Here is a 4,111-nt window from a genome sequence, read left to right on the forward strand (position 1 = left end):
ACATTTTTGAAGCCCCATACTTACATTGACGAGGTAGTCAGCTCAGTGGATTTTGAGCAATTGCAGTCTTACCGGTATCAAAACCAGAACATCAGGCTTACCCTGTCTTATAAGATCGGTAAAAAAGAGATCAAAACCCCAAAGATCAGACAGGCGGAATCTGAGTGACAACATTTCAACATTAGACCCGGCAACGGAAAAAATCAGTTAAATTTGTCTTATGAGTAATGACAGTTCTTCTGATTCAGTTTCCAGCAAAGTTTTATCTTTTATTGACCAGACCAATCAGAATATATTTCTGACCGGGAAGGCAGGAACAGGTAAAACTACCCTGCTTAAAAAGATAAAGGAACAGGGCAAGAAGAAGATGGCTATTGTAGCGCCTACAGGGGTTGCCGCGATGAATGCCAAAGGCACTACGATCAACTCTTTTTTTCAGCTGCCTCCGGGCTCCTTTTTTCCCGGTGACATTAGCCTGGAAAACCTGCAGTCGGGCATTCTATCGATCCAGTCTATGGTTTCTGAGCTAAGCTACAACCGGGAAAAGCTAAATCTGTTTACTGAACTGGAATTGCTGGTGATCGACGAGGTGTCGATGGTCCGCAGTGATTTGCTGGACGTCATTGATGCCCTGCTCCGCGCTGTCCGGCGAAACAATGATCCTTTCGGTGGTGTTCAGCTGCTCCTGATCGGTGACCTGTACCAGCTGCCCCCAGTGACCAAACGGGAGGACTGGGCTTTTTTAAGCAGAGCCTATGCCTCCCCCTATTTTTTTGATGCGCTGGTGATCCGCAGAAATCCGCTCCTGCAAATCGAGCTCATTACAGTATTCCGGCAAACTGAACCGGAATTCATTGGGATATTGAATGACATCAGGAACAACCAGATCAGCGAAGACAGTTTATCTTTGCTCAATAAAAGATATGATCCTTCATTTAGTTCAACGGATGAGCTGAACCCGATCATCATCACTTCACACAATGCAGAGGCCAATACCATCAACAGGGAAAAGCTAGCCGAACTGCCCGGTGCGGAATATACTTTTGAGGGTACGGTAAGCGGAGAGTTCAGGGACCTGAACCTTCAGGCGGAACAGACCTTGAAACTTAAAGAAGGTGCTCAGGTCATGTTCATCAAAAACGATACGGGCGACAATAGGAAATTTTATAATGGAAAGATCGGCAAAGTCAAATCGATAAAGAACCATGAGATCTACATCTCCTTTCCGCAGGAAGAAGACCTGCTGCTTGAAAAATCTTCCTGGCAGTCATTTGAATACAAAACCGACCCTGAAGAAGCCATAGTGCAGCAGCAGGTGGGGGAATTTTCCCAATACCCGGTGAAACTCGCCTGGGCGGTGACCATTCACAAAAGCCAGGGCCTGACTTTTGATCATGCCATTATTGATGCGGGAAAATCTTTTGTCGCCGGACAGGTGTATGTGGCTTTGAGCCGGGTAAGGACGCTGAACGGGCTGATTTTGAAATCCAGGATCAATACGGAGAGCCTGAGGTCGAACACGGAGGTGATCAATTACATGAATCCTGTAAAAGAAGATGACCTTGATGATCTGCTCGTCAGTGCTCAGGAAGAGTTCATCCTTCAGCTGGTGCTTGATCATTTTTCTTTTGCCCGGATTGCTGGCGGACTGGAACCTATTGTTTCTAATGCTGAGGTGGTTAAAGCAAATATTCCTGAATTCAAGACTTTATTGGTACAGCTGGGTAAATCGGCTTCGGAGCTTCTGACATTGTCTGAACGCTTTCAGGCACAGGTGAGGCAGATCCATAAACAAAGTGGTTTTAAAGACCAGCAGGTATTGCAGGCGCGAATAGAGTCGGCACTGGCTTATTTTGTGAAGGAACTCACCATGCAGCTGATCAACCCGCTGAATAAAAACATCCGGATCAAACCGAAAAATAAATTGCAGCAGCAGCTGCAGCATTTGTTGCAGCAGTACAGGCAGGTCGTCGAAAACAGGGTTGCTTTGATGCATATGGGTGCCGGTTTGCTGAAAGAACGGATTCCTGTCAGCGATTATGCATCATGGATAGAAAAGCATAAGGCTAAAGCAAAGCCGGATTCCACGTCAGGGCAGCAACAAGTGGTTACGCTGCAGTTGTTTTAAATAAAATTAAGCTGGAAAAATCCGGGATAAAAAAGGGTGTTCAAATTTTTGAACACCCTTAATGATTGAATTGGACAAAACTTCATTTTTGCCTGAATTTGGTTGACTATTCGTATCCGGGATTTTGCTGTGCTTTTAAACCCGGATTGGCATCAATCTCTCCCTGAGGGATCGGTAAAATTGTTCTATAAAAAGTTCTGTCAATCGTTTTTGGTCTGTGACTAATAGATAAACCACCAAATTCATCATTAAACGTAATTGATTTATTAACCCTGATTAAGTCAAAAAACCTATGCCCTTCACCATACAGTTCCTTACTTTTCTCATTCAGGATCATGTCCAGAGTAATTGTGCCTGCAGTGGCGGCCGATAAATTTGGTGATCTTTTACGGATTGCATTTAAATATGTCGCGGCTTTGGCTGCGTCTGTAGCAAGCGCAGCTTCCGCGGCAATTAAATACATTTCAGATAACCGGATCACTTTAATGTTGACGGCCGTATTATTTGCCGTGCTTTTGTCGCCGGCTAAATCTATACTTCCACTATATTTATACAATGCTCCCAATCGGGAAGCAGACGTTTCATCTCTGGCCATAACACCTTTTCTTACATCAGCAGCCCCTTCATTTAACCTGGCAAGAAAATCAGTACTTGCGTAAAAGAATCCAAGTGCTGCAGTCGTACCAACATTTCTATTTCTCTGGTACACCCCCAAAGATGCTGTTCCAAGGTCATTTTCCAAAGGATTAATCCCGAGCTCGAAAATAGATTCTGAGCCATATTGGCTTTTCCATGAATCAGTCCACTTGTCGTTTGGATATAAAGTAAACAATGAAGTCGCATTAATCACTTCCTCGGCGGCTAAAAGCGCATTTGGTTTATCATTCATAAACAGATAGATCCTGGCAAGTAACGCCTTATTTGCATAATAGTTGATGTATCCATTTGTTTTTGTCTTAGGCAGCAAAGAAGAGGCATCGCTCAAATCTTTTAATATCTGGGCATAGTTGGCTTCAACGGTAGGCCGTAGCGGTCGTGCATCATAAGACTCCTTGGTCAGGATTAAAGGTACTCCGTACGACGCTTTATCGTAAGTGTATGCCTTGCTGTATAAACGTACCAGATCAAAATACATCAACGCCCTGACTGTTAAAGCCTGGCCCTTGGCCGTATTAAAACCTGTTATACCATTCGCCTCCAATTTTTGGATCTCTTCAAGCAAATAATTTGACTGAAGTATACAAAAGTAAATTTGCGACCAAAAGGAAGAATAGTTATTTAAATTTACATCATGCTGGAAGGTATAAAATGCATCCAATCCCCTGCCTTGCGAGTAAACGGCCAGGTCACCTCCCTTGGCATCGCCATAAAGAATAAAATTCCGTCCGTAATAAGATGAACTTGTCATCTGACTCATTATGCCGTTCATTAAGATCTGCGCATCACGAGGTGTTGTAATAGCTTTTTCCGAATCTGCCGAATTACTCGGTGACATATCCAGGAACTTTTTACATGACGATAAACCGATAACCAGAATACCAATCAAAAATATATTTATCTTTTTCATCTCAAATTTCTTAGACATTAAAAACCAAATTCTAAACCAAAAGTATATGTCTTTCCAAAGGGTGTTTCCCACCCTCTGGTGCTGTAGTTTCCTACTTCCGGATCGGCTTCTTTATACTTTGAAAAAGTAAGCAGATTACTCCCGTTAAAGTATATTCTTGCATTTGAGGCCCCGATCCGCGATACCAGCTGTTTTGGCAAAGTGTAAGCAAGATTAACATTTTTCAGGCGCAGGAAACTTGCATCGTGCAGCTGACGTGAACTATATTGCATGGCGTCCGTTAAGTCAAAACCACTCAATCCTGGCAATGTACCTGAAGTATTTTCGGGTGTCCACATACCTTCATTATAGCTCTGCGCCCTGATTCTTTCCCAATAATATCCATCATCAGCAACGTCTTTGTAAGCACCGTCATA

General features: G+C 43.3%; 2 protein-coding genes and 1 pseudogene. 1 reads left to right on the forward strand and 2 read right to left on the reverse strand.

The features are described 5' to 3' along the window. The first annotated feature begins 220 nt into the window (after positions 1–220). Positions 221–2,128: an ATP-dependent DNA helicase gene (locus VK541_RS04210; protein WP_324367239.1), complete on the forward strand. Its 1,908-nt coding sequence runs from the start codon at positions 221–223 to the stop codon at positions 2,126–2,128. A 106-nt stretch (positions 2,129–2,234) separates the two neighbouring features. On the opposite strand, the gene VK541_RS04215 is transcribed toward VK541_RS04210, so the two are convergent. Continuing rightward, positions 2,235–3,695 (reverse strand): RagB/SusD family nutrient uptake outer membrane protein, encoded by a 1,461-nt coding sequence (locus tag VK541_RS04215; RefSeq protein ID WP_324367241.1) that lies wholly within the window; start codon positions 3,693–3,695, stop codon positions 2,235–2,237. 17 nt (positions 3,696–3,712) lie between these two features. Continuing rightward, a pseudogene (locus tag VK541_RS04220) lies at positions 3,713–4,111 on the reverse strand (TonB-dependent receptor); the annotation flags it as partial.

The sequence above is a fragment of the Pedobacter sp. genome (genome assembly GCF_035317785.1).
Lineage (GTDB): Bacteria > Bacteroidota > Bacteroidia > Sphingobacteriales > Sphingobacteriaceae > Pedobacter.